The following is a 24,157-nucleotide window of genomic DNA, read 5'->3' as shown; positions in this document are numbered from 1 at the left end:
GGCGTATCCCTGTGCTCGCTGTCGGTATCGGCCTAAAAGCGCCGGTATTTTTCATTTCATTTCAATCCGGAATGGTATCGCATCCGTAAAACGCTACACTGGCAAATGAACTGCAGTCATCTATATCAAGGATGATCAATCAAGGACCCTAAGCCAATGAACGTTCATCCGCGCGATATTGATACTCCGGACCGTGATGAGGCCGCCGCCGCCCTGAAGCTGCTGCGCAAATGGGCCGAAACTGCATCATCGCTTGAGATTTCGCAGCTTGATCCTGCTGTGGCGCGGCTGATCCCGGGGTTCGATGCACAGAACTATCCGGCGCTTGCGCGGGAATATCCCGAGGAATTTGCGGTGGATGCCGCCTATCGCGCCTCGCTGCCCGATCTGCAAAATGGCCCGTCCAGCCTGATCCGTGGTGCAAAGCAGCAGATCCAGCATGTCGGGATTTCCAACTTCCGCCTGCCAATCCGCTTTCATCGCAAGGGCGGGGACGACCTGACGCTTGAGACCTCGATCACAGGCACCGTAAGCCTTGAGGCCGAGAAGAAGGGCATCAACATGTCCCGGATCATGCGCTCCTTCTATAAGCATGCGGAACGGACGTTCAGCTTTGAGGTGATTGAGGCCGCGCTGAGCGACTATCTGACCGATCTCGACAGTTTCGATGCCCGCATCCAGATGCGGTTTTCCTATCCGGCGAAGGTCAAAAGCCTGCGCTCGGGGCTGGAAGGATATCAGTATTATGACATCGCGCTGGAACTGGTCGAACAGAACGGTGTGCGTCAAAAGATCATGCATCTGGACTATGTTTATTCTTCGACCTGCCCCTGTTCACTGGAACTGAGCGAGCATGCCCGGTCGCAGCGGGGGCAGCTTGCAACGCCGCACTCTCAGCGTTCGGTCGCGCGGATTTCCGTTGTTGTGGATTGCGATGCAGATTGCCTGTGGTTCGAGGATTTGATCGAACTGTGCCGCCGAGCGGTGCCGACAGAAACGCAGGTCATGGTGAAACGTGAAGATGAACAGGCCTTTGCCGAACTGAACGCGGCCAATCCGATCTTTGTCGAAGATGCAGCACGGCTGTTCTGTGCTGAGCTGCTGGCCGATCACCATGTCGGAGATTTCCGTGTGATCGCAAGCCATCAAGAAAGTCTGCACAGTCATGACGCGGTTTCGGTTTTGACTGAGGGGCCCACCTTCGAGGCGGTCAGTCTGGACCCCAGACTATTCACAACCCTGTTCCACGTCGGGTAACGACAGCGCCTAAGCGCCTGGATTTTCATCACAAAGGGCGCGTATCAGCGCCCTATCGCCGCATTGCAGCAAAAATGCTGCAATCGCGTGATGTTTTGATGTAAGAGTAGTGGGGAATGCAGCTGCCGCATGATGGGCCCTGGCCTGCGTGCTGCCCCGGAAGGACACCGAGACGTGCCACGCCTTGGACTGCAATACCCAAGCCTCTGCCCTGATGATCTGGGCGGACAGGGACACTCACCCTCAGATTTTAAGCTGCTTCGCTGTTACAGGAGAGACATGTAATGAATCCAATTACCCAACCGCTGGAGTTTCAGGCAGCGGCATTTCGCGTGGCTGGTTACGCCATGGTGAGCCAAATCAAGATCATGCAAATCGTTGCCCGATCGGCGATGGAGTTACCATTTGCTCAGGTTCAGGCAGTGCAGGCGACGACCACGGGGTCGACCCCCGTTACGAAAACGCCTGCACCTGCAAAGCCTGTCGCAAAACGTGCCCAAGCAGCCCCGGCAAAAAAACCTGCTGCATCAAAGCCTAAGGCGGCAACTACAGCGAAGCCCAAAGCAGCAACAACAGCGAAATTCAAGGCTAAACCGCGCACGGCAGCTAAACCTGCACCTGCAGCAAAGCCCGCGCCGGTTGCTAAATCCGAGCCGGTGGCAAAGCCTACCGCTGTAGCCAAAGCACCTGTCAAAGTTGAAGCTGCCGTCACCAAACCCGCAACGCCCGTAGCAAAGACTGCAACACCAAAGCCCGCTGCTACGAAACCCGTCGCGGTGAAACCAGCGCCGAAAGCGCGGGCCTCAAAACCGGTTACTCCTAAGTCTGCGGTTGCAAACGCCACTGCAACAGCAGCAAAAACGACGGCTACTCCGAAAGCGGCGCCCAAGCCGCGGCAGGCGGCGGCTGAAAAGACAGCGCAGGCGGCTGAAGCACCGAAACCCCAAGCCCGCCGCACACGCGCGCCGTCAAAACCGCCCGTGATGCCCAAGGCAACCGAGAGTTCCGACGAATAATCACGGATCATCTGCTTGACACGGTCGGGTCGGCGCGCCAACGCTGCGCCTCATGATGGATCTTCGCCCGGTCGGATATGTGATTGGCTTGCTGGTCGCCATTCTTGGGGCGACCATGCTGCTGCCTATGATTGCCGACCTGATCGAAGGGCGCGGCGAATGGAATGTCTTTCTGGAAAGCGCCATCATTACCATGCTGGCGGGTTCGGTCCTGGCCATCAGCTGCTCGAACGGGGTGGGCGAGGGCCTGACCATTCGCCAGACCTTTTTGCTGACCACGGGCGTCTGGGTTGCCTTGCCAGTCTTCGGGGCGATCCCGTTTCTGTTTGGTGAAACCGAACTGCGTTTTGTCGATGCGTATTTCGAGGCGATGTCAGGGCTGACCACCACCGGTTCAACCGTCATTTCAGGGCTGGATGATCTGCCCCAAGGTTTGTTGCTTTGGCGTGGCATTCTGCAATGGTTGGGCGGCATTGGTATCATCGTTGTCGCCATGGTGTTCCTGCCCGAGCTACGCGTGGGCGGGATGCAAATCTTCCGTTCGGAAGGGTTTGAAACCATGGGGAAAATTCTGCCACGCGCGCAGGAGATCGCGGGCCAGATATCCTTGATCTACGTGTTCCTGACGGTTGTCTGCATGTTGGTCTACGCAGCACTGGGCATGGGTTTTTTTGATGCGTTGGTGCATGCGTTCACGACAATCTCGACCGGCGGGTTTTCGAACTACGATGCCTCATTCGGGACGTTTGCAGGGCCGACGGAATATGCCGCATCGGTTTTCATGATTTTGGCGGCACTGCCATTTGTGCGCTACGTGCAGCTTGCCAACGGTCATACGCTTTCACTGTGGCGTGACAGTCAGATCAGAGCATTCATAGCCACGATATTGGTTCTGGTCGTCGTCATGTCGGTGTTCCTGACATCTGTGTTTCCACACCATTGGGAACAGGCGTTCAGGGAATCCCTGTTCAACATTACCTCGATCATTTCGGGCACAGGTTACGCCAGTGTCGACTATATGAACTGGGGTAGCTTTGCGATCATGCTGTTCTTCCTGATCGGCCTGATTGGAGGTTGCGCGGGCTCGACCGCCTGTTCGATCAAAGTGTTCCGCTATCAACTGCTGTTTGCGTCGATCAAAACACAGATCCGGCGTATCAGATCACCAAATGGTGTCTTTGTACCCTTGTATGATGGCCGCCCCGTCAGCCGGGACGTTCTGACCTCAGTCATGAGCTTTTTCATGTTCTTTGTGCTGTCGATGGGCGTTCTGTCCTGGGCGCTGGCGCTGACCGGGCTCGATTTCATCACCTCGGTTTCGGGTGCGGCGACGGCACTGGCCAATGTGGGCCCCGGGCTGGGTGATCAGATCGGACCGGCGGGCAACTTTTCCGGGCTGAACGATACAGCGAAATGGCTGTTGATCATCGGCATGCTCGTGGGACGGCTGGAGCTGTTGGCCGTCTATGCAATCTTTACAGTTCAATTCTGGAGAAGCTGATGAAAAGACACCTTGGCGCGCAACTCTCGCACATGCTCAGGGATCGAGGCGTGGATGCGATCTTTGGCATTCCGGGTGTGCATAATCAGGAACTGTACCGAGGCATCGAAGAGGCGGGGATCACCCATGTTCTGGCGCGGCATGAACAAGGGGCGGGGTTCATGGCGGATGGATATGCGCGTGCGACCGGTAAACCGGGTGTGGCCTATGTGATCACCGGGCCGGGCTTGTGCAACATCATGACGCCCATGGGGCAAGCCTATAGCGACTCGGTGCCGATGCTGGTTCTTTCATCCTGTCTGAATGAGACGCAGGAGTATCGCGGCCAGTTGCATCAGATGAAGGATCAGCAAGCGGCGGCGGGAACTGTCGTAGACTGGTCCGCACAGGCGAATACGGCACAGGCTGCCTATGGGTTGGTGGAACGTGCATTTGAGGAGTTTGAGCTCAATCGCCCCCGGCCCAAGCATATTCAGGTGCCCATCGCACAGCTGGAGGCTGATGCTGATCCGGCCCCGTTTCCGAACCAACCCGCGCTGCGCACCAAGGCGCAGCCGCCCGATGTGGCTCCGGTTGTCTCGCTGCTGAACCTTGCCAAACGGCCATTGTTCATTCTGGGGGGCGGTTGCCGGTCGAACGAATGGCGGCAAATCCTGACACAGCTGGGCGCGGCCTGTTTCACCACCTATGCCGGGCGCGGTATGGCGGGGGTAAACTATCCGCTGGATTTTGGCGCGATGCTGCCCCGACCCGGCAGCGCCGATGTCATCGCCTCGGCCGATCTGGTGATCGCGGTTGGTGCGGAACTGGGAGAGGTCGATCTGTGGCGGCGCGAGCTTGGGCACAAAGCCACCCTGATCCGCGTTGATCTGGACCCCGAGGTGCTTTCGGATCATCACCGGGCCGCCGTCAAAATTCAGGCGGATAGTGCAAGTTTCGCGCGGGCGCTATGGGCGGTCACCGAAGATGCCAAACCCGCCACGGGCTGGACCGCGGAAGAGGTTGCCGAAACGCGCGCCCGCTGGCGGGCTGAGGTGGATGCCGAACGGCCGGGCATCGTGCCGGTCGTCGACGCCCTGCGCGCTGCAATGCCTGCCGATACGATGATTTATTCCGACATGACGCAGTTCGCCTATGTCGCGAAAGAAGTCTGGGATATGGCCTATCCCCACCATTGGCACCACCCGACAGGCTTTGGCACGTTGGGATATGCGCTGCCTGCCGGGATCGGCGGGGCAATTGCGCGCAGGGGGAAACCAACGGCGGTGATCGCCGGTGACTATGGGTTTCACTACACGATGCAGGAACTGGGTGTAGCAGTCGAACTTGGCCTGCCTCTGCCCATCATTCTGTGGGACAATGGCAAGCTGAAAGAGATCGAGGACAGCATGATCCGCAGCCAGATCGCGCCAAACGCAGTTGAGGCGCGCAATCCCGTTTTTTGCAAACTGGCCGAGGCGTTTGGCGCGCGGTCTGCTGCGCCCTCTACGCTGGATGGGCTGCAGGATGCGGTACGCGCTGCGTTTCAGGCCGAAGGGCCAACGCTGATCCACGTCACGCCCGATATCCTGTGAAAAAAAAGCGCCGCAGGAAACCGCGGCGCTTTCAGATTTACCAATGCGGTAAGCTTAATCCCAGCAATGCACCAGAACGGTCATGCCCGTCGCCCTGCGGTTTAACTCGTTGGGCGAGATTTGCGTGCTTTCCTGACTGGGCTGTCCAGACACACCGGCCTGGGTCAACACATCCGTTAGGCGCGCGGCAGTTGCGGCCAGGCTGACCGAAGCGGGCAGGGTGCGCCCTTCGGTCGGAGTTGGCAGCAACATGCCCACCACATTACCGCTGTCGTTGAAGACAGGGCCGCCCGCGTCACCGGGCTGGGCGTTCAGGGCCAGACGTTTCACGCCTTCTTCTCCGTTTAGGCCACGGATATCCGCGATCTGCCCATAGGTCAGGGTCGGAGCGCCAAGCGCACCCTGATAGGAAAAGCCGGATACCGCGATCTCAGACTGAATGCGCGGGGTGTCTGCGCTGAAGGCGGCGACATTCATGGGCGCGAGATTTTGGCTGGGGCGCAGGACCGAAACGCCCAGATCGGCATCGGTCCAGGCCACTTGAACCTCTTGATCGCCGTCCAGTGTGATCCGGGTGCAGTTGTCTGCGGCTTCGGACACGGTCAGAACCGCCCCGCTGGAATCGGCAAAGAAACCCGACCGCGACAGGCGCGGTTTGCGCACCTGCAGGCCCGAGATCAGGTCGATCCGCTGGTCCGCCGATGCCCCGGCTGCTGAATCCAGAACCGCATCAGTGGTCGCAAAGCTTTGCACCATCGCGGCCAGAACGCGCAGGCGACGCGCCTCATCCCCTTCGGGCCAGACCAGAGTGAATCCTTTGATCTGCCCGTCTTTCAGCGTGGCCTGCGTAAACGAAACAATGCCGTTTCCGCGCCCCTCCAGCGAGAACCGATCACCGCGCAGCTCGCGCGCACCATCAAGTGGTACGATTTCCAGTGACTGCATCACTTCATACAGCGCGCGCAGGGTGGATTTGTCGCCTTCCTGCGAGATCAACAGCGCCAGAGCACCGATATCGGAGCTTGATTTGAAATGGACAAACGGGGCCTCGTAGCGGTCAAATTCCAACGCGCCCAGTGGCATGTCCAAAGATGCGCCCGCCTGGTCGTCGGTATAGGATGCCATCCCGACACTGATCAGCGGGGCATTATAGTCATCCATCAGCGCCTTACGCTGCAGCGTTGTCAGAACGCCGGTCGCCTCATAGCCATTGAAACGCTGCCAATCGCCCATCGACCGGCGGGTGCCCTGACCAAATGCGCCATCAATGGACGAGTTATAGAACCCTGCGGCCTGCAACGCAGTTTGCAGGTCTTTGCGTTCCTGTGCGGTCAGCAAACGCTCGGACTGCAGCGCTTCGGCGCGTGTTTCGTCTGTGTCCTGTGGGGCAACCTCTGACAGGTTCTGTTCTGGCTGTGGTTCCGGCTCAACCGGGGGTGCAACTATCCCTCGATCCAGAAGATTAACGCCTACGGGCCAAAATTGCTGACCCAGATCGTTGGAGAACGCAATGAAGCTGTCGCGCGGGATTTGCCCCTCGGCGCGATAGACCCGAAGAACCTGTTCCGCGTCGCTGCGGGCATAGGGGCCGATCACGATGGCGTACCAGCCGCTGTTCAGGCGGAACCCGTTTACATCGGGCAGAGCACTGGCATAGGCCTGCGCACGATCTTGCGCTTCACGCAGCGATGGTTGGGCTTCAACCTGCACCCAAACGCCTTGGTCTTGCTGTGCAGATGCGGTGTGCACTCCCAATAGAAGAAACAAAAGAAATGCCGTCAAAACTCGTGTCATATTCTGCCCGTTTTATGCAGTGTTGATCGTTTGGCGCAGAATACGCGATTTCGCGGTCCAAATACCATGGCGTGAATACGCGGATTTCACTGTGTGGCTGTGCAGATACAGGATGTGCCGATTGGCCCGTTGACGCCCCTTGGCCCCTTGCATAGGAAGGGCGAAACCGACCGGAACCGGGTGCATGTAGCGCCCAAAGGGAATGTCATGACCGAACAGTCCAGCGCACCGCGTTCTTTTCAGGAAATAATCCTGCGGCTTCAGACCTATTGGGCCTCGAAAGGCTGTGCGATTCTGCAGCCTTATGACATGGAGGTCGGGGCAGGGACGTTCCACCCGGCGACCACCTTGCGCGCGCTGGGGTCCAAAGCCTGGGCCGCGGCCTATGTTCAGCCCTCACGCCGTCCGACGGACGGGCGCTATGGAGAAAACCCGAACCGGTTGCAGCACTACTATCAGTATCAGGTGCTGATCAAACCCAGCCCGCCGGATTTGCAGGACCTGTATCTGGGCAGCTTGCAGGCCATCGGGATCGACATGGACCTGCATGATATTCGTTTTGTCGAGGATGACTGGGAAAGCCCAACGCTAGGCGCCTGGGGCTTAGGATGGGAGGTCTGGTGTGACGGGATGGAAGTCAGCCAGTTTACCTATTTCCAACAGGTCGGCGGCCATGATTGTGCTCCGGTCTCGGGCGAGCTGACATATGGGCTGGAGCGTCTGGCGATGTATGTGCTGGGCATCGACCATGTGATGGACATGCCGTTCAATGACCCTCAGTCCCCCAGCCCGCTGACCTATGGGGATATCTTCAAGCAAACCGAAGAAGAATACGCCCGCTGGAACTTTGACGTGGCCAATACCGAGGTTCTGCTGCGTCATTTCGAAGAGGCCGAGGCAGAATGCGCCACCATTCTGGCGCAGGAACACGATGATCCCAAGACCGGCAAGCGCATCGTCATGGCGCATCCGGCCTATGACCAGTGCATCAAGGCCAGCCACATCTTCAACCTGCTCGATGCGCGCGGGGTGATCTCGGTCACCGAACGGCAGGCCTATATCGGCCGTGTTCGGGCCTTGGCAAAGCAATGTGCCGATGCCTTTGTCCAGACCGAGGCCGCCGGGTTCGGGGCCTGATGCGCAGCTCAGGCCAATCCGGGCAGCAACACCTTCAGGCCGTCGGCGATCATGCTGATGGCGATGGCCGACAGGATCATGCCCATGAAACGGCTCATGATCACCCGGGCATTTTCGGACAGGCGCTTGGCCAGCGCCGATGCGTTCCAAAACGTAATGAACAACATCGCGACGACGACCAGAAATACACCAGCATAAGCAATGGCTTCAACGGGTTTCTTGATGTGGCTTGCATACAGGATCAGCGTGGTGATCGTGCCTGGGCCAACCAGAATTGGAAAGGCCAGCGGATAAAACGCCACCGTCTCGGGCGCCGGGTAGGACTTTTTCTCCCCTTCGGTTCCGTGATGCGAGCTGCTTTCGTTCCCATTCAGCATGTTCAGCCCGATCATCAGAACAACCAGACCACCTGCCACCCGCAGGTCATCGACGCTGATGCCAAACAGTCCCAGCGCCTGATTGCCGATCAGCGCAAAGGCCGACCCAAGGATCAGGCAGTAGGTCGCTGTTTTCACGGCGACTTTGCGCTGATCCGCAACGGGAAGATCCTGTGTGACACTCAGAAACACGGGCAGATTTGTGACCGGGTTCATGATCGCAAACAGCGCGCCAAAAAATCCGACGGCAAGGGTGGTATCCATGCGTATTGCCTCGTTTCATCCTGTACAGCTGCGGACCCTGTCCTATTTTCTGCCAATATGAAAGAGGCGTCATAGATGACCGGAAAATTGCTCGCTCTGATCCTGTTGTTGTCGGCCGTTTTGGCGGGCGGAGGGATGTATTATCTGCAGGTCTATGGCTTCTATTACGAGGTTGAGCCGCAGCCCGGGCAGGATGTGCTGTTGCTGGCGACGGGGGCGGATCAGCCCCAAGCGATTGCCTATACTGCGTTTCAGGCAATCGATGCCGATAGCTCTCCGATTCGCTATCGGGCGTGTTTCGAGACGGACCTGATGCTAGATCAGATGACCGCTTTCACTCCGGTAGAAGACCCCGAGCCCCTGACTGCGCCAGGTTGGTTCGATTGCTATGACGCGCCCGCCTTGGCGGATGCGCTAAAAGGCGGGCAGGCGCAGGCGTTCATGGGCACCAAGAATATTCACTATGGTGTTGATCGCATCGTGGCCGTGACGCAGGACGGCAAGGGTTATGTCTGGCACGCGCTCAACAATTGCGGCGAAAAGGCTTATGACGGTACCGTGGTGGGTGAAGAATGCCCGCCCCGACCGCAGGAATAGGGGAACGCAGTGAGCCATGTCGTCGAAATCCCCGATTTTCTGACGGCCACGCTGGGCTTTGCCGTCTATCTGATCGGGGCCGAGATCAACGCACGGGTTTCTGCGTTGCGCAGCTTCAACATCCCTGAGCCGGTGACAGGGGGGCTGCTGGCATCAATTGTCGTTCTGCTGCTCTACCTGCTGTTTGGCATTGAGCTGTCATTTGGCCTGACAGCCCGTGATTTCCTGCTGGTTCTGTTTTTCGCCGGGATTGGTCTGAACGCGCGCCTGTCGGATCTGATCGCGGGGGGCAAGCCTTTGCTTTTGTTGTTGATCCTGACATTGGCGACCATCGTGTTTCAGAACGTTATCGGTGCTGCGGGTGCGGCGCTGTTTGGTTATCCTGCGCAGGCGGGGGTTCTGTTCGGTTCCGCCGCGCTGATCGGTGGGCATGGAACCGCGATTGCCTGGGCGCCCGAAGTGGCCGCGGCGACAGGGCTGGACGGTGCGACCGAACTAGGCGTTGCTGTTGCGACTTTGGGCTTGGTTCTGGCCGCACTTGTGGGTGGCCCCATTGCGCGCCTGCTGATCGAAGGTCGCAACCTCAGCCCCAGTAGGCCCGAGGAAGAACACAGCGTCGGCCTTCCCGAAGACACCACGGAAGCAAAAACCCAGATCAACCACCTGACGATCATGCGGGTATTGCTGTATCTGAACTTGGCAATCATCACGGGATATGGGCTGGATCAGGTGATCAGTGCTACGGGTCTGAAACTGCCCCTGTTCGTGCCCTGCCTGATCATGGGCATTCTCATTTCTAATCTTCGCACGGCCGTCTTTCCGGGCGCGCCCAAAGTGTCACGGACCCCGTCGCTGGCACTGATCTCGGAATTCGCGCTGGGGGCCTTTCTGGCCATGTCGCTCATGAGCCTGCAACTCTGGACAATCGCCGAACTGGGGTTGGCCATTGCAGTGATCATGACGGCGCAGACCCTGTTTGCGGTTCTCTTTGTGCTTTGGGTTCTGTTCCCGGTGATGGGCTCGGACTACCGCGCCGCAGTTCTGGCCGCGGGGTTCGGTGGCTTCGCCCTGGGCGCAACCCCGACCGCAATTGCAAATATGACAGCCGTAACCAAGCGATATGGTCCGTCGCCTATTGCCTTTATCGTGCTGCCCCTTGTATCCGCCTTCTTTGTGGATATCGCCAATGCCATCGTCATTCAGACGATTGTGAATTTCTAAGGACCGACTATGCCCGACCTGTTGATCGAACTGTTCTCTGAAGAGATCCCCGCGCGCATGCAGACCCGCGCTGGAGAGGAGCTGAAAAAGCGGATCACCGATGGTTTGGTCGAGGCCGGTTTGACTTATGCCGGGGCCGCTGCCCTGACCACGCCGCGCCGCCTGACACTGGCGGTCGAAGGGGTACTGTCTGAGAGCCCGACGATCCGTGAGGAACGCAAAGGCCCCAAGGTCGGCGCACCCGACAAAGCCATTGAAGGCTTCTTGCGTGGCGCAGGTCTGACCCGCGACCAGTTGGAAGAACGCGACACGCCCAAAGGCGCTGTTTATTTCGCCTCCATCGAAAAGCCTGGACGCCCGGCGGCTGAGATCGTGGCCGAAGTGCTTGAGGCCACCATTCGCAACTTCCCATGGCCCAAGTCGATGCGCTGGGGCAGTGGCCCGATGCGCTGGGTGCGGCCCTTGCACTCGATCCTGTGCATCCTCAGCGATGAGACGGGCGCGCAGGTTGTGCCATTGGAGGTCGAGGGGATCAAAGCCGGAGACACCACTGAAGGCCACCGCTTCATGGCGCCGAACCGGTTTTCGGTCACATCGTACGAGGATTATGCAGCCCAGCTGAAACGCGCCTTTGTGGTGCTGTCGCCTGAGGAACGCGCCAAACATATCTGGAACGACGCGCAGAACATGGGTTTTGCCGCCGGTCTGGAGGTAGTCGAGGACAAGGGCTTGCTGGCCGAGGTCGCCGGTCTTGTCGAATGGCCTGTGGTGCTGATGGGGCAGATCGACGAGGAGTTTCTGGAACTGCCACCCGAGGTGCTGCAGACGTCGATGAAAGAGCATCAGAAGTTCTTTTCCGTGAAGAACCCTAAAACGGGCCGGATCGAACGCTTCATCACTGTCGCCAACCGTGAAACCGCCGACAACGGCGCGACCATTCTGGCGGGGAACCAAAAGGTGCTGTCGGCCCGTCTGGCCGACGCCAAGTTCTTTTGGGAGAATGACCTGCGCGTTGCCAAGTCAGACATCGCCCAATGGACCCGCGCGTTGGAGAATGTGACTTTCCACAACAAGCTCGGCACGCAGGCGGAACGGATCGATCGCATCGCCGCATTGACCCGCGAACTGGCCCCGGTGGTCGGAGCGGATGCGGATCAGGCCGAGAAAGCCGCACGTCTGGCCAAGGCCGATCTGAGTTCCGAGATGGTCTATGAATTCCCCGAACTTCAGGGGCTTATGGGCCGATATTACATCGAAGCCGCGGGCGAAGATGCCGCCGTGGCCGCCGTGGCGCAGGAGCATTACTCGCCATTGGGGCCGTCGGATGACGTGCCCGCTGCGCCGCTTTCGGTGACCGTGGCGCTGGCAGATAAGTTGGACACGCTGACCGGGTTCTGGGCGATTGATGAGAAGCCGACCGGGTCGAAAGACCCGTTTGCGCTGCGCCGTGCGGCGTTAGGTGCTATTCGACTGATCTTGGATAACAATCTGCGTATCAGATTGGACCGCTTCTTTGATAGCCAGTTGGTTCGCGCGGAGAGCGCTGTTAATGAGGCGCTTCCGGATGCGAGTGTCCGCGACCTTTTGGAGGAAATCGCGGATCATGGCGTCTTTGGCGCTGCATTCCAGACTGTTAAGGACAAAATTGTAGGATTGCCTGCGGCTGCTTTTCTGGAGCTCGAGAATAAGGTTCCTGACGCATCCGACGATCTCCTCTCGTTCTTCCACGACCGCCTTAAGGTCTTCCTCCGCGATGAGGGCATCCGGCATGACATCATCGACGCCTGTATCGCGATGGACGGCAATGATGACCTTAACCTGCTCGTCAAACGCGCCCGTGCTCTGAATGCGGTGATCTCGACCGAGGATGGGGAAAACCTTGTGCAAGGGTTCAAGCGGGCCAACAACATTCTGACGCAGGCCGAGGAGAAAGACGGGGTCGAATACTCCTACGGCGCGGATGTAAAATTTGCCGAGACGGATAGCGAAAAGGCGCTATTTGCCGCCTTGGATCAGGCGCAGGCGCAGATTGATCCGGCGTTGAAAGCCGAGGATTTCCCGACCGCCATGGCCGCCATGGCAAGCTTGCGCGGGCCGGTGGATGCGTTCTTTGAGGATGTGCAGGTCAACACCGACAATGACATCCTGCGCCGCAACCGCCTGAACCTGCTGAGCCAAATCCGCACGATCTGTTCCAGCGTTGCTGATCTGACCAAGATCGAAGGATAAGCCAGATCGCCCTTGCGCCGTTGGTGCAAGGGCTTATGCTGCGGCGAAGCTAAAAGGTGCCGCAGTGCAGAATAACCCGCATACCACGCTCATCACGTCCCAAGCACCCGTTGCCGCCAGTACCCATGGCGGGCGGGCCAAATGTTTGCAACGCCTTGTCCGGCTGGACCTACCAGTGCCGCGCACTGTGGCGCTGTCCTTTGATCTTGTGCAACAGATTGCCGATGGTCAGGTGCCGGATATTACCGCGATTTTGGAACAGTTTGACGACACGGCGCTGCTGTGCGTGCGGCCCAGTTCCGAAGACCCTGATTGGGGCGGTCCGGGTGCGGTTCTGAACATCGGGATGAACGATGCGCGCTATGTGGACCTGTCTGATCAGATGGGGGCCGAAGCCGCCGCCGCGCTATATCTGAGATTTGTTCAAAGCTACGCCATCCATGTCGCGCGGCTGGATGCGGATGTGTTTGATGACATCGAAGCTGATGGCAGCGAAGGGCTAAAGCTGTCTCTGCGTGCCTATGAAGATGAGACCGACGAGGCCTTTCCGCAGGATCGCGGAGAGCAGTTGGTCGGCGTCTTACGATCCATGGCGCGGGCGTGGGATGGCACGTCGGCCCGGTTGCTGCGTCAGGCGAAAGGGGCCCCGGCGGATGCAGGGCTTGGGCTGGTCATTCAGGAAATGATCCCCGGTGTCGGGCAGGGTGAATGCGGCTCGGGCGTGCTGCAACTGGTTGATATCACAACCGGAATGCCACAGATTACCGGGCGGTATCTAAGCCAGAGCCAGGGACGCGATGCTTTGGGCGAAGGTGTTGCGGCGCTGTACTTGGAAAAAGACCCGCGCGGGCAGTCGCTGGAAGAACTGGCGCCCAAAGCCTTTGCCGATCTCAAAGCGCAAGCCGCGCTGATGCGCGAGAAACTGCGCGAGGAAATGCAGGTCGAGTTCGTGATCGAAAACGGTCATGTGCATATTTTGGATGGTGTGCGTGTGCAGCGATCCGCCCGTGCAGCGATGCGCATTGCTGTAAGGCTTGCCGAAGACGGGATCATCCCGCCGCAAGAGGCGGTGATGCGTGTCGATCCGCACGCGCTGAACGAGCTGTTGCACCGTCAGGTCCATCCCGACGCAAAACGCGATATCCTGACAACCGGAATTGCGGCCAGCCCAGGTGCCTCGACCGGTAAGATCGTGTTCACTGCGCCAGAGGCGCAGGCCAGTGCGGCACGGGGGGAAGCCTGTATTCTGGTCCGCCGCGAAACCTCGCCTGAGGATGTGCGGGGGATGCATGCGGCAGTCGCGGTTCTGACCGAAAAGGGCGGCATGACCAGCCACGCGGCGGTGATCGGGCGCGGGCTGGGCCTGCCTTGCATCGTCGGGGCGTCGGGGATGCGCTTCCAGACCAAGAAAAAGCTTCTGACTGCGCCGGATGGACGGACGTTCAAAACCGGGGATGTTCTAACCATCGACGGGACGTCAGGGCAGGTTCTGGCGGGGCAGCCCGCGATGCTGGAAGCCGCTTTGGACGATTGTTTTCAAACACTTATGGGCTGGGCAGACGCCGAGCGGGATATTGCGATCCGGGCCAATGCGGACACACCGGCAGACGCCCAAACCGCGCGCAATTTCGAGGCGCAAGGCATCGGACTGTGCCGGACCGAACATATGTTCTTTGACCCCGGCCGCCTGATCGTAATGCGCGAGATGATCTTTGCTCAGACGCCGTCGGGGCGGTCTGCAGTGCTGGAACGGCTGCTGCCCATGCAGCGCGAGGATTTCATCCAGCTGTTCCGGATCATGGAGGGTCAGCCGGTCTGTATCCGCCTGTTTGATCCACCGTTGCATGAGTTTTTGCCGACCACACGCAGTGGCCAGCGCGAACTGGCCGAAGCCTTGGATTTACCTGTTTCTGACGTCGAACGCCGAGTCGAGGAGATGTCGGAATACAATCCGATGCTGGGCATGCGCGGTGTGCGGCTTGGCGTCACCGTTCCCGAAATATACGACATGCAGGCGCGCGCGATCTTTGAGGCCACGTTGGAGGCCCGCAAAAACGGCGCGCCGGTTGTACCCGAGGTTATGATCCCGCTGGTCTCGGCCAAGCGTGAGGTTGAGCTGGTCAAATCCCGCATCGACTCGGTGGCTGCGGCAGTCGCGTCGGAGCAGGGGCAGGAATTTGAATATCGGCTTGGCGTCATGGTTGAAACACCGCGCGCCTGTCTGCGGGCCGAGGAGATTGCACCACATACCTCTTTCCTGAGCTTCGGGACCAATGACCTGACGCAGATGACGTATGGCCTATCGCGCGATGATGCGGGTCGGTTCATGTCGGCCTATGTCCGGCAGGGGGTGTTTACCGAAGATCCGTTCCATGTACTGGACCCGGATGGGGTGGGGGAGTTGCTGAAACTTGGCGCGGAACGCGGACGTTTGGCCAAGCCCGATGTCACCCTGTCGGTCTGTGGTGAACATGGGGGTAACCCCGAATCAATCGCCATTTGCCGTGATCTTGGGTTTGACTATGTTTCCTGCTCCCCGTTCCGGGTGCCCGTCGCTCGGCTGGCTGCCGCTCAACTGGCGATTTCGTCCAGACTTGGGGGTTGACAGCGGCCTGAAACCCAAGAAATAGTGGGTTACAGGCAGTCTTGTGGAGAATTTTTTCTTCTCCACGAGCAATTTTCCACTTGCTTTTTCTTCTGATCTGGACGTTTGCGCCAGACTGCGCTAAATGCCTCGTCGCGCCCGCCGGGGGAGGGTTTGGCGCGTTAAGTGCCTGTGCGAGGTTATCTGATGCTACGTTACATAATGGCTGTTGCCACATTGGCAGCAACCATGCTGCCAACTGCTTCCTTCGCCGAGAGGGAAGCAACCGATTCTGCTAAGCAAGAACTTGTCGCCCGCAATGAACTGCCGGCGCAAAGTTTCCGTGACTATTTTAAATTGTTCAAGCCGCGCAAATCGGCTGAACCCATTCAAGTCTCCTACTCCAAGGACTGGCTGGACCAGCAACCGAAGGCCACCGGGGATGAAAACTGGCGCTGCCTCGCGGAGGCGCTGTATTTCGAAGCCCGTGGTGAGAGTGTGCGCGGTCAGTTTGCCGTGGCCGAAGTGATCCTGAACCGGGTCAAAAGCAGCCGCTTTCCTGACAGCCTGTGTGGGGTGATCCGTCAGGGTACTGGCAAGAAGTATCAATGTCAGTTCACCTACACCTGCGATGGCCGCAAAGAGGTGATCCACGAACAGAAAGCGTTCGAACGCGTATCAAAAGTGGCGCGCGCGGCGATCGACGGGGTGTCCAAGGAATTGACCGAAGGGGCGACCCACTATCACACGACGGCTGTGAGCCCGTCCTGGTCGCGGGTCTACAAGCAGACCGCCAAGATCGGTGTGCATGTTTTCTATCGTCACAACTACCGGACGGCGAGCAACTGATTGACGCACCCGCGCTGGAAGCTTGATGGCGCGAGGCGAATTGCCGTCTATATTGCGGGTCAGGAGGCCCGCAATGCCAATCAATCGAAGACAACTCCTGAAAGCCGCAGCAGCAGCGTCGCTGCTGCCGGGTGCGGTGAAGGCTGAGTTCCCACAGCTCGAAGCGCGCGTTGCCCGTCAGCGCCTAGCGCCAGAGGGATTTCCTGAAACGGAAATCTGGGGATTTGAGGGTACGGTTCCGGGCCAGACACTGAAGTTTCGGCAAGGGGATCGTGTTCAGCGCCGCTTAATAAACAAGCTTCCTCAGCCAACATCGATCCATTGGCATGGCATTCGTATCGACAATGCGATGGACGGGGTTCCGGGCCTGACGCAACAAGCCGTCGCACCAGATGGGACCTTCGATTATGACTTTGTCGTCCCTGATGCGGGCACTTATTGGTATCATGCTCATAATCGCTCGGTCGAACAGGTCGCGCGCGGGCTCTATGGGCCCTTGATTGTCGAAGAAGCCGCCGCCGCCGACGTAGATCAGGACTTGACCCTGATGCTGGATGACTGGCGTCTGGACCCGGAAACAGCTCAGATTTCCGATGATTTCAACAATGGCCATGATCTGAGCCATGCGGGTCGCCTTGGGAATATCGTCACCGTCAATGGCGTATTTGATCCAGCCTTCCGGGTGCGCCGAAACCAGCGTCTCAGGCTCCGCCTGATCAATGCATCAAACGCCCGGATATACGACCTGGACCTCGACGGCCTGACTGGGTGGATTGTCGCGCTGGATGGGATGCCTCTGGAATCCCCGCTGAGGGTCGCCGACACTTTCCCGTTGGCCCCCGCACAGAGGGTCGATTTGATTGTCGATGTTCTTGCCCAGACCACAGCAAGTCTGGTCAGCGTCGAGCGAGACGGCGCCTTTGGTCTGGTGCGGTTCGATGTGAAAGAAAGCGCGGCCCGTGCCCCGCGTGATGGCATAGCTTCCCTGCCGCGCAATCCCGTGCCCGAGGTGACGCAGATCAGCACCGCCCCGTTGCACCAGATGGTTTTGCAGGGCGGGGCGATGCGTTGGTTGCAAAGCGCGAGACTTGGCGGTGCTGAATTGTCAGGCCGTGAACTGGCGCAGCTTGGGCGGTTCTGGGCGTTGAACGGTATCGCCGAGCGCCCATCTGATCCGTTTCTGGACGCCGCGCGAGGTAGCATTCACCGGATTGCATTCGTAAACGAAACCGCTTTCCCACATGCCATGCATCTGCATGGTCACCACTTCCGTCTGGTGCTGGAGGATGGGTCGCTGGGTCCCTGGCGTGATACGGTTTTGGTCGAGCGTGGGCAAACCCGACAGGTGGTATTGGTCGCGGATAATCCGGGTGATTGGCTGCTGCATTGCCACATGCTGGGGCACGCCGCGGCTGGGATGATGAGCTGGTTTCGCGTCACCTGACGCCGCAATCAGCGGTTGGAATGGCGTTTGTATGGATGTTATAGGCCCTCGAAACGCCTAAACTGGGCAAACTGTTTTACGAGCCGGAAAAGGCCTGATCCATGAGTTCTGAAATCCGCCTTGCCTTTGCGCACCCGTCTGAACGGTCCGAGGCGACCTCGCCCAGGGGGCCGCTGGATCGCATCTCGCTTCGCGATCACATCGTCGAAGTTGAGATCGGAGCTTTTCAGGCCGAGCGCGGCACGACCCAGCGCATCTGCTTTAACATCGTTGTCGAAGTCCGCCCGCTGACCGCGGATATTGACGATGACGTGGATCGTATCCTGTCCTATGACCGCGTGACCGAAGCGATTGCCTATGAACTGGCGGCAGAGCGTCTGAACCTTCTAGAAACGCTGGCCGAACGTGTGGCCGAGCGTATCTTGCTTGAGCCACAAGCTGTGCGCGTGTTTGTCCGGATCGAGAAACTGGATCGCGGCCCCGGCGCATTAGGGGTCGAAATCGTGCGCGGCAAGGATGCCGTGCATCATGACGTCGTCGAAGAGGAACGTCCGCATCCGCGTCTGGTTTTCCTTTCGAATGAGGCCATTGCATCTGGCAATCTGAAAGGCTGGATCGATCAGTTGGAAAATCGCCAGCGCCCGCTGATCCTGTGTGTTGGCGCCTCTGATCTGGTGGTGCCGCAGACCGGCCACGCCATGACTCAGCGCCGGATCGACCTGCTGTCCATCGAACAAAACGCATGGGTTTTGGCCGCACGTGATCATCGCTGTGTGGTTGTTTCAACTCGAACCGAGTTGGATTGGGCGATGAAAAACGGCCAAATCTGTGTTTGGGCCCCGTCCAAGATTGTGTTGGATGCAGTTGATGGTCCGTCGGCTGCGCCTTCGAACGCGGTTGCTCTGGCGGCATGGTTTGCCGCGACATTCGAGGCCAGCGAGATGATGGTTATCGGAGGAGAGTTGCCGAAAGAGCCCAAGACCCCGTTGCGCGCGGTTGCCGTCGATCAGGCACAATTGTGAGGGAATACTATCGCCCGCTCGTTCAACATGGCGCGGCTCGGCCCGATGGCGCTGTGCCATTGGCGGGTCAGGCGCTTTGGTTCACCCATGTCGAGGTTTTGTCGCGGGATCGCGCACCAGGTGTCGTCGTGGCGGCGGAGGTCCCGGCTGATCAGTTGGATTGCCTCAGCCGTCCTCGCGCATCCATTGCGGGCCTGGATATGGCACAACCACAGATCATGGGCATTCTGAACGCCACGCCGGACAGTTTCTCGGATGGGGGTGTACATAGCACCGTCGACGCGGCGCGTGCAGGCGCGGCTGATATGGTCGCTCATGGCGCAACCATTCTGGATATCGGTGGCGAATCCACGCGACCCGGCGCAGATTTTATCCCAGAAGACGAAGAAATAGCCCGGACACGCCCGCTGATCGAAGCGATCCGGGCCGAAACAGATGCTTTGATTTCAATCGACACTCGCAAGGCGGCGGTGGCCAAAGCAGCCTGCGCAGCCGGGGCGGGTTTGGTCAACGATGTTTCGGGCTTTACTTTCGACCCCAAGCTTGCTCCGTTCTGCGCCGGGCTCGGCGCGCCGGTTTGTGTGATGCATATGCAGGGCGATCCGGCCACGATGCAGGACGACCCGCAATATGATAACGTCGTGCTGGACGTTTACGATTTTCTGGAAGGCCAGATCGCTCGTCTTGAGGCGATGGGCCTGAACCGGGACCTGATCATCGTCGATCCGGGCATCGGTTTTGGCAAAACCGAACAGCACAATCTGGACCTTCTGCGCAATCTCAGCCTGTTTCACGGGTTGGGTTGCCCGATTCTGCTGGGCGTGTCGCGCAAGGGGTTTATCGGTTCCATCGGGAAAGAGCCGCAAAAAACCGCCCGTGCACCGGGATCAATCGCTCTGGCTCTGGACGGATTGTCCCAAGGTGTGCAGATCATCCGCGTGCATGATGTGACTGAGACCGCTCAGGCCTTGCGTCTATGGGCTGCGGTCCGGTAATCCGGTCTCAACGATTTTGGTGAGGGGTCATTGATGCGCAAGTTGTTCGGAACCGATGGTGTGCGGGGCACGGCCAATACACATCCGATGACCGCAGAAATGGCTTTGCGTATCGGGGCTGCGGTTGGGCGGTATTTCCGCCGCGATGCCTCAGGCGTGCACCGCGTGGTCATTGGCAAGGATACCCGCCTGTCCGGCTATATGCTGGAAAACGCGCTGACAGCAGGTTTGACCTCAACTGGGATGAACGTGCTGCTGCTGGGTCCGGTGCCGACACCCGCAGTGGGTCTGATGACTCGGTCCATGCGCGCCGATCTGGGGGTGATGATCTCGGCCAGCCACAACCCGGCCATCGACAATGGGATCAAGTTCTTTGGTCCTGATGGGTTCAAACTGTCTGATCAGGCAGAGATCGAGATCGAGCGCCTGATCGAAGAGGGTGTCAACCCGGCCCAGGCACAGAATATCGGCCGCGCTCGCCGCGTCGACGATGCGCGTTTTCGCTATGGCGAGCGGATCAAATCCTCTCTGCCGCGCGATGTGCGACTGGATGGCCTTAAGGTTGTGATCGACTGCGCCAATGGTGCAGCGCACCGCACCGCACCGGAGGTGCTGTGGGAGTTGGGCGCCGAGGTGATCCCCGTTGGCATTGCCCCGAACGGTAAAAACATCAACCTCAACTGCGGATCGACACAGCCGCAATTGGCTGCAGAGACCGTAGTGGCGCATGGCGCGCATGTGGGGATTTGCCTGGATGGCGATGCGGATCGGGTCGTCGTTATTGATGAGACTGGAAAAGTAGCGGATGGCGATCAGTTGATGGCCTTGCTGGCCTCGGCCTGGGCCAAGTCTGGCCAGTTGAAAGGCGGCGCTTTGGTCGCCACCGTTATGTCTAACCTTGGGCTAGAACGGCATTTGCAGTCGCAGGGTTTGCAGCTGGAACGCACGGCGGTTGGGGACCGCTACGTTGTCGAACGCATGCGCGAGGGCGGCTTCAATCTGGGCGGCGAACAATCCGGCCATATCGTGATGAGTGACTACGCCACCACGGGTGATGGTCTGATGGCTGGCCTGCATTTTCTGGCGGAAATGGTTCTGTCGGGCCGCAAGGCCTCGGACCTGGCACAGCAGTTCGAGACCGTGCCGCAACTGCTTAAGAACGTCCGCTATGCTGCCGGTCAGGCCCCGCTTGAGGCGCAAAACGTTAAAGCGGCTATTGCCGATGCTGAGGCCCGCCTGAACGGGCAGGGGCGTCTGTTGATCCGAAAATCAGGCACAGAACCATTGATCCGAGTGATGGCAGAATGCGAGGATGATGCGCTTCTGTCTCAGGTGGTCGATGGCATCGTGGCCGAGGTCGAAGCGGCTGCCGGCTAGCGGCCGATCAGCAATTTACGCAGGCTGAACCACTGGCTGATCGCCAGCCCGGTCAGGATCATCGCCAGCGCGATGAAGAATCGCAGTGGCAGCGCCTCGGACAGAACCCAGGCACCGAACACCATCGACCAGATCGGAACCTGATAGTTCACCAGCGTCAGAAAGACTGACCCCGCACTGCGAATGATCGAGACCCGCAGAAGCGTTGCAAAGGCGGTCGGAACCAGCCCGAGGATGATGATGGCAAGACCCGAGCGCGCGCCTTCCCATTCCGGCAGCCCTTCTATGACCAGCATAAGTGGCAACAAGCAAACTGCGCCGACCACAAGCGTTAGCGCGGCCAGAGTCACCGGGTCGATTGGCGGGCAGCGCCGGGTGAAGATCGAGGCCACAGAATAGCACAGCGCAGCTGTGATACAGGCAAGCTGGGCCAAAGGCTCGGCCCCTTGTCCGATCTGGGCAAGCCCCGGACCTATCAGGACCAAAGCGCCAGCAAACCCCAGAGATACCCCCAGCATTCTGCGCGCATTCAGCGGTTCGTCGGAAAAGAAATGGGCCAATGGTAGAACCATCAGCGGGATCGCTGCCATGGAAAGGCCTGCGAAAGCCGATGGAACATATTGTTGACCCCAACTGAGCAGCATGAAGGGCAGAGCGGTCGACAGCAACCCGATGATGACAATCGCCCCCCAAAGGCTGCGATCCGGTCCGGGCATCCGACGACCAGTTACAGCCATCAAACACAGCAAGGTGATCGCCCCCAGCGTCGTCCGTGCCGTTGCGACGGTCACGGGTCCATATCCCTCTAGCGCCATGGCGACCACCATGAACGTACCGCCCCAGATAAGGCCGAGTGAAATCACACCACTCCAATCGCGGTAGTTGGGGTCTTGAACCATAACTCCCGCTTATCCTTTGATTTTACAGATGTCACGTGCCTGAATTTGACAATACGTAAGTTATAACTTACGGTAAGTTATGACTTACCATGATACATTTTCAGCCCTAGGTGATCCAACGCGCCTTAGGGTTTTCGAAGCGGTAGCGGCCCGGCCTTCTGCGGTCGGGGCCTTGGCGGAAACGCTACCCGTCAGCCGCCCAGCGGTATCGCAGCATCTGAAGGTTTTGTCTGACGCCGGATTGGTCGAATGCCGATCAGAAGGGACGCGTCGTATTTACTTTGCACGTCCAGATGGGTTGGACAGCATTCGGGCATGGCTGGAAAGACACTGGTCGGACGTGCTGGGTAGTTTTGCAGAAGAAATCAATCGGGAAAGGCACGATGTATGACCAATCCAATTGTCAAATCTATTACCGTGAACGCTGCGCCGAGTAGGGCTTTTGATGTTTTCGTTCATCGCGTTGCAAACTGGTGGCCGCTGGACGGCCATGCAGTGTCGGCCTCCAAGGGAAAACCAGCGCTGGCGGTCATGATCGAGCCTTGGGTTGGTGGTGCGGTGTACGAAACCATGTGCGATGGCGAAAGGGCCGACTGGGGCGAGGTGCTGGTCTATGAAGACGGGCGGCGCGTGGCGTTCACTTGGCATCCTGGCACGAACAAGGACTTTCCCACGCAGGTTGAAGTGCTTTTTGAAGAGAGCGATCCCGGCAAAACCCTTGTGACATTGACCCATTCGGGGTGGGAAGTCTGGGCTGCAGAGGCGCCGGAGAAACGGGGCGGATACGATACAGGCTGGGAATTTGTTCTCGGCGAGTGTTACGCCAACGCATTCACGAAATAGAAAGGGCGACCACTTGGGTCGCCCTAACTCTGACGTGTGTCAGGCTTAGTTCTTTTCTTTGTCGACCATCTTACCGGCCGAGATCCAGGGCATCATGGCACGCAGTTTTGCACCGGTTTCTTCGATCATGTGCTCGTCATTGGCACGACGCGACGCTTTGATAGTCGGCTGGCCAACGGCGTTTTCCAGCATGAAGTCGCGAACGAATTTACCCTGCTGGATGTCGTCCAGAACCGCTTTCATGCGGGCTTTGGTCTCATCGTATTTCAGGATACGCGGGCCGGTGACGTACTGACCGTATTCTGCAGTGTTCGAGATCGAGTAATCCATGTTGGCGATGCCGCCTTCATAGATCAGGTCGACGATCAGCTTCACTTCGTGCAGGCATTCGAAATAGGCCATCTCGGGTGCGTAGCCTGCCTCGACCAGAGTTTCAAAGCCGCAGCGGATCAGTTCGACCAGACCACCGCACAGAACGGCCTGTTCGCCGAACAGGTCGGTTTCACACTCTTCGCGGAAGTTGGTTTCGATGATGCCCGAGCGACCGCCACCAATAGCCGAGCAGTAGGACAGGCCGATTTCCAGCGCTTTGCCGGTTGCGTCATTGTCGACAGCAACAAGGCAAGGCACGCCGCCGCCTTTGGTGTATTCGCCACGCACGGTGTGACCGGGACCTTTGGGGGCCATCATGATGACGTCGACGCCTTCTTTCGGCTCGATCAGACCAAAGTGGACGTTCAGGCCGTGGGCAAACGCGATCGCAGCACCCGGCTTGATGTTGTCGTGGACGTATTTCTTATAGGTTTCGGCCTGCAATTCGTCGGGCATGGTGAACATGATGACATCGCACCATGCTGCCGCTTCGGCGATACCCATCACTTGCAGTCCTTCACCTTCGGCTTTCTTGGCTGAGGGCGAGCCTTCGCGCAAGGCGATGACAAGGTTCTTGGCGCCCGAGTCGCGCAGGTTCAGCGCGTGAGCGTGTCCTTGGCTGCCATAGCCCAGGATGGCCACTTTCTTGTCCTTGATCAGGTTGATGTCGCAATCGCGATCGTAATAGACGCGCATTTTGCCGGTCCTTTCTGTTTCGATTGATTTGCTTTTACCGGGGGTTTTTCCGATTGGCGAGCGTGTTGGCATCATGTATTCACAGAAAATAAGAAGATCTATTCGCTAT

At 58.7% G+C, this 24,157-nt stretch carries 20 protein-coding genes; 15 read left to right on the top strand and 5 right to left on the bottom strand.

Annotated features, from left to right (window positions below; genetic code table 11):
- The first annotated feature begins 156 nt into the window (after window positions 1-156).
- Entirely contained in the window at window positions 157-1,257 is a 1,101-nt protein-coding gene (gene folE2 / locus AC2FGE_RS07770) for a GTP cyclohydrolase FolE2 (protein WP_496818637.1), read from the top strand.
- 415 nt (window positions 1,258-1,672) lie between these two features.
- On the opposite strand, the gene AC2FGE_RS07765 is transcribed toward folE2, so the two are convergent.
- A complete protein-coding gene (locus AC2FGE_RS07765) occupies window positions 1,673-2,314 on the bottom strand; it encodes a hypothetical protein (protein ID WP_496818636.1) in 642 nt (213 codons plus the stop codon).
- 11 nt (window positions 2,315-2,325) lie between these two features.
- On the opposite strand from AC2FGE_RS07765, the gene AC2FGE_RS07760 reads away from it, so the two are divergent.
- A complete protein-coding gene (locus AC2FGE_RS07760; RefSeq protein WP_496818635.1) occupies window positions 2,326-3,774 on the top strand; it encodes a TrkH family potassium uptake protein in 1,449 nt (482 codons plus the stop codon).
- A complete protein-coding gene (locus AC2FGE_RS07755) occupies window positions 3,774-5,348 on the top strand; it encodes a 5-guanidino-2-oxopentanoate decarboxylase (protein ID WP_496818634.1) in 1,575 nt (524 codons plus the stop codon). Before AC2FGE_RS07760 ends, AC2FGE_RS07755 begins: the two co-directional genes overlap by 1 nt.
- A gap of 54 nt (window positions 5,349-5,402) precedes the next feature.
- On the opposite strand, the gene AC2FGE_RS07750 is transcribed toward AC2FGE_RS07755, so the two are convergent.
- On the bottom strand, window positions 5,403-7,142 hold the full coding sequence (locus tag AC2FGE_RS07750) for a serine protease (RefSeq protein WP_496818633.1): 1,740 nt from the start codon (window positions 7,140-7,142) through the stop codon (window positions 5,403-5,405).
- Window positions 7,143-7,349: 207 nt separating this feature from the next.
- Here AC2FGE_RS07750 and AC2FGE_RS07745 point away from each other — a divergent pair, with 207 nt between their 5' ends.
- Complete coding sequence (locus AC2FGE_RS07745) at window positions 7,350-8,279, top strand: glycine--tRNA ligase subunit alpha (RefSeq protein ID WP_496818778.1); 930 nt, start codon at window positions 7,350-7,352, stop codon at window positions 8,277-8,279.
- A gap of 8 nt (window positions 8,280-8,287) precedes the next feature.
- Here the strand turns inward: AC2FGE_RS07745 and AC2FGE_RS07740 are convergent, their stop codons facing one another.
- Window positions 8,288-8,920, bottom strand: coding sequence for a MarC family protein (locus AC2FGE_RS07740; RefSeq protein ID WP_496818632.1), 633 nt, complete (start codon window positions 8,918-8,920; stop codon window positions 8,288-8,290).
- Between the two features lie 75 nt (window positions 8,921-8,995).
- On the opposite strand from AC2FGE_RS07740, the gene AC2FGE_RS07735 reads away from it, so the two are divergent.
- The 9 genes from AC2FGE_RS07735 to glmM all read left to right on the top strand — a co-directional run bounded on the left by AC2FGE_RS07735 (window position 8,996) and on the right by glmM (window position 21,238).
- Window positions 8,996-9,517 carry a DUF6446 family protein gene (locus AC2FGE_RS07735; protein WP_496818631.1) on the top strand — a complete coding sequence of 174 codons (522 nt, stop codon included), beginning with the start codon at window positions 8,996-8,998 and terminating at the stop codon, window positions 9,515-9,517.
- Window positions 9,518-9,526: 9 nt separating this feature from the next.
- A complete protein-coding gene (gene gltS / locus AC2FGE_RS07730) occupies window positions 9,527-10,738 on the top strand; it encodes a sodium/glutamate symporter (protein ID WP_496818630.1) in 1,212 nt (403 codons plus the stop codon).
- Window positions 10,739-10,747: 9 nt separating this feature from the next.
- Window positions 10,748-12,967 (top strand): glycine--tRNA ligase subunit beta, encoded by a 2,220-nt coding sequence (gene glyS / locus AC2FGE_RS07725; RefSeq protein WP_496818629.1) that lies wholly within the window; start codon window positions 10,748-10,750, stop codon window positions 12,965-12,967.
- Window positions 12,968-13,031: 64 nt separating this feature from the next.
- On the top strand, window positions 13,032-15,572 hold the full coding sequence (locus tag AC2FGE_RS07720; RefSeq protein WP_496818628.1) for a putative PEP-binding protein: 2,541 nt from the start codon (window positions 13,032-13,034) through the stop codon (window positions 15,570-15,572).
- A gap of 186 nt (window positions 15,573-15,758) precedes the next feature.
- Window positions 15,759-16,400 carry a cell wall hydrolase gene (locus tag AC2FGE_RS07715; protein WP_496818777.1) on the top strand — a complete coding sequence of 214 codons (642 nt, stop codon included), beginning with the start codon at window positions 15,759-15,761 and terminating at the stop codon, window positions 16,398-16,400.
- A gap of 73 nt (window positions 16,401-16,473) precedes the next feature.
- Entirely contained in the window at window positions 16,474-17,844 is a 1,371-nt protein-coding gene (locus AC2FGE_RS07710; protein WP_496818627.1) for a multicopper oxidase family protein, read from the top strand.
- A gap of 101 nt (window positions 17,845-17,945) precedes the next feature.
- A complete protein-coding gene (locus AC2FGE_RS07705) occupies window positions 17,946-18,866 on the top strand; it encodes a dihydroneopterin aldolase (RefSeq protein ID WP_496818626.1) in 921 nt (306 codons plus the stop codon).
- Window positions 18,863-19,861 carry a dihydropteroate synthase gene (gene folP, locus AC2FGE_RS07700; protein WP_496818625.1) on the top strand — a complete coding sequence of 333 codons (999 nt, stop codon included), beginning with the start codon at window positions 18,863-18,865 and terminating at the stop codon, window positions 19,859-19,861. The genes AC2FGE_RS07705 and folP overlap by 4 nt, the downstream gene beginning before the upstream one ends.
- Before the next feature lie 33 nt (window positions 19,862-19,894).
- Entirely contained in the window at window positions 19,895-21,238 is a 1,344-nt protein-coding gene (gene glmM / locus AC2FGE_RS07695; RefSeq protein WP_496818624.1) for a phosphoglucosamine mutase, read from the top strand.
- Here glmM and AC2FGE_RS07690 read toward each other — a convergent pair.
- The gene (locus tag AC2FGE_RS07690; RefSeq protein WP_496818623.1) at window positions 21,235-22,137 is read right to left on the bottom strand and encodes a DMT family transporter; all 903 of its coding nucleotides are present in this window, start codon (window positions 22,135-22,137) and stop codon (window positions 21,235-21,237) included. The genes glmM and AC2FGE_RS07690 overlap by 4 nt on opposite strands.
- A 79-nt stretch (window positions 22,138-22,216) precedes the next feature.
- Here AC2FGE_RS07690 and AC2FGE_RS07685 point away from each other — a divergent pair, with 79 nt between their 5' ends.
- Window positions 22,217-22,528: an ArsR/SmtB family transcription factor gene (locus AC2FGE_RS07685; RefSeq protein ID WP_480541107.1), complete on the top strand. Its 312-nt coding sequence runs from the start codon at window positions 22,217-22,219 to the stop codon at window positions 22,526-22,528.
- On the top strand, window positions 22,525-22,980 hold the full coding sequence (locus tag AC2FGE_RS07680; protein WP_496818622.1) for an SRPBCC domain-containing protein: 456 nt from the start codon (window positions 22,525-22,527) through the stop codon (window positions 22,978-22,980). The genes AC2FGE_RS07685 and AC2FGE_RS07680 overlap by 4 nt, the downstream gene beginning before the upstream one ends.
- A gap of 45 nt (window positions 22,981-23,025) precedes the next feature.
- On the opposite strand, the gene ilvC is transcribed toward AC2FGE_RS07680, so the two are convergent.
- Complete coding sequence (gene ilvC, locus AC2FGE_RS07675; RefSeq protein WP_170689671.1) at window positions 23,026-24,048, bottom strand: ketol-acid reductoisomerase; 1,023 nt, start codon at window positions 24,046-24,048, stop codon at window positions 23,026-23,028.
- Between the last annotated feature and the right edge of the window lie 109 nt (window positions 24,049-24,157).

This window comes from Ruegeria sp. YTSA075 (genome assembly GCF_059610245.1).
Note: the sequence above shows the minus strand (reverse complement) of the source record. Positions and strands in the feature narration are given on the sequence as shown.

Bases quoted from the DNA above. Each gene is read 5' to 3' on its own strand.
- AC2FGE_RS07710 (WP_496818627.1), top strand. From the start codon at position 16,474: ATGCCAATCAATCGAAGACAACTCCTGAAAGCCGCAGCAGCAGCGTCG.
- AC2FGE_RS07745 (WP_496818778.1), top strand. From the start codon at position 7,350: ATGACCGAACAGTCCAGCGCACCGCGTTCTTTTCAGGAAATAATCCTG.
- glmM (WP_496818624.1), top strand. From the start codon at position 19,895: ATGCGCAAGTTGTTCGGAACCGATGGTGTGCGGGGCACGGCCAATACA.
- AC2FGE_RS07715 (WP_496818777.1), top strand. From the start codon at position 15,759: ATGCTACGTTACATAATGGCTGTTGCCACATTGGCAGCAACCATGCTG.
- AC2FGE_RS07690 (WP_496818623.1), bottom strand. From the start codon at position 22,137: ATGGTTCAAGACCCCAACTACCGCGATTGGAGTGGTGTGATTTCACTC.
- AC2FGE_RS07705 (WP_496818626.1), top strand. From the start codon at position 17,946: ATGAGTTCTGAAATCCGCCTTGCCTTTGCGCACCCGTCTGAACGGTCC.
- ilvC (WP_170689671.1), bottom strand. From the start codon at position 24,048: ATGCGCGTCTATTACGATCGCGATTGCGACATCAACCTGATCAAGGAC.
- AC2FGE_RS07680 (WP_496818622.1), top strand. From the start codon at position 22,525: ATGACCAATCCAATTGTCAAATCTATTACCGTGAACGCTGCGCCGAGT.
- AC2FGE_RS07735 (WP_496818631.1), top strand. From the start codon at position 8,996: ATGACCGGAAAATTGCTCGCTCTGATCCTGTTGTTGTCGGCCGTTTTG.
- AC2FGE_RS07760 (WP_496818635.1), top strand. From the start codon at position 2,326: ATGATGGATCTTCGCCCGGTCGGATATGTGATTGGCTTGCTGGTCGCC.
- AC2FGE_RS07740 (WP_496818632.1), bottom strand. From the start codon at position 8,920: ATGGATACCACCCTTGCCGTCGGATTTTTTGGCGCGCTGTTTGCGATC.
- AC2FGE_RS07750 (WP_496818633.1), bottom strand. From the start codon at position 7,142: ATGACACGAGTTTTGACGGCATTTCTTTTGTTTCTTCTATTGGGAGTG.
- AC2FGE_RS07755 (WP_496818634.1), top strand. From the start codon at position 3,774: ATGAAAAGACACCTTGGCGCGCAACTCTCGCACATGCTCAGGGATCGA.
- glyS (WP_496818629.1), top strand. From the start codon at position 10,748: ATGCCCGACCTGTTGATCGAACTGTTCTCTGAAGAGATCCCCGCGCGC.
- AC2FGE_RS07685 (WP_480541107.1), top strand. From the start codon at position 22,217: ATGACTTACCATGATACATTTTCAGCCCTAGGTGATCCAACGCGCCTT.
- folE2 (WP_496818637.1), top strand. From the start codon at position 157: ATGAACGTTCATCCGCGCGATATTGATACTCCGGACCGTGATGAGGCC.